Below are 1334 nucleotides of genomic sequence, written 5' to 3' on the forward strand. Positions count from 1 at the left end.
CTTCTTCGCTCTGCCCGAGGAGCAGAAACTGGCGCTGAAGATCGACAGGAATTTCCGCGGCTACCTGCCCTTTGCCGGCTCGACGATCGTGACGTCGTCGGTGGCGACAGTAAGCAAGCCGAACCAGAGCGAATCGATCTTCTTCATGCACGAGGTCGAGGCCGACGACCCCAGGACATTGGCCGACAAGCCGCTGCAGGGTCCCAACCAGTGGCCGGACGAGGCAACGCTTGCTGGCTTCAGGCCAACGATTGAACGCTATGTCGATGAGATGAGCACACTGGCCCGCAAAATGGTCGGCGCCATCGCTCTTTCGCTTGGACTTCCGACCGACAGTCTCGACCGTTATTTCGATCAGCCGACAACCTTCCTGCGGTTGCTGCACTACCCGACGCAGCCGCATGAGGAGGGGCTATTCGGTTCGGCCCCTCACACCGATTACGGCTTCATTACACTGCTGGCGCAGGACAATGTCGGCGGCCTGGAAGTCAAGAACAAGGCGGGCGAATGGGTTCCCGCGCCTCCGGTCCCGGACTCCTTCGTGATGAATGTCGGCGACATCCTGGCGCGCTGGTCGAACGACCAGTTCGTCTCGACGCCGCATCGCGTCATCAACCGGTCGGGGCGCGAGCGCTATTCCCAGCCCTTCTTCTTCGACCCGTCCATGGATGAAACGATCGAGGCGCTGCCGGTCTGCGTGCCGGCCGGTAGCCAGCCGAAATATGAGCCGGTGCTCTACGGCGACTATCTGATGGAGCGCATCGACAAGAACTACCATTACCGCAAGAAAAAGGCTGCGGAAGCAGCCGGTACATAGACGGATCAATGCTTGGCTGCGGCGATGAGGACGCGAGGCCCTGATTGGAGAGCAGACTGCAGGAAACGTTGTAATCAAAAAAGGGGAACGAAAATGAGAGCACATTTACAGATGGCAGGTTTGGCGCTGGCCGCACTTGCCATAGTCTGGAGCGGACCTTCAGGCGCCGCCAAGGTGACGAAATCGGCCGAGGTTCAGCAGACCGGCATGCTGACCGTCGCCAACACGCTGGACTATGCGCCTTTCGAGTATCTCGACGCCGACGGCAAACAGACCGGGATTATCATAGAACTGGCCGGTGAGGTGGCCAAGCTGGTCGGCGCCAAGCTGGACGTGGCGCGCACACCTTTCCCCTCGATGATACCGGGCCTGGCGGCCGGCCGTTTCAAGGTCGCTTGGGAGACTTTCTCCGCCACGCCGGAGCGGCTCAAGCAGGTCGATTTCGTCATGCTCCTGAAGGCCGGCCTGGCTGTTTCGACGTCGCCGGACAAGAAGGCGAGTTTCAGCGGCGACACCC

At 60.7% G+C, this 1334-nt stretch carries 2 protein-coding genes; both read left to right on the plus strand.

Going from position 1 to position 1334, the window contains the following annotated elements:
* On the plus strand, positions 1-817 hold an 817-nt coding region (locus tag EN994_RS31780; protein ID WP_164746430.1), incomplete at its 5' end, for a 2OG-Fe(II) oxygenase family protein.
* A gap of 93 nt (positions 818-910) precedes the next feature.
* On the plus strand, positions 911-1334 hold a 424-nt coding region (locus tag EN994_RS31785; protein ID WP_127308169.1), incomplete at its 3' end, for a transporter substrate-binding domain-containing protein.

Source organism: Mesorhizobium sp. M7A.F.Ca.CA.002.09.1.1 (assembly GCF_003998555.1).
In the GTDB taxonomy this organism is placed as follows: Bacteria; Pseudomonadota; Alphaproteobacteria; order Rhizobiales; family Rhizobiaceae; genus Mesorhizobium; species Mesorhizobium ciceri.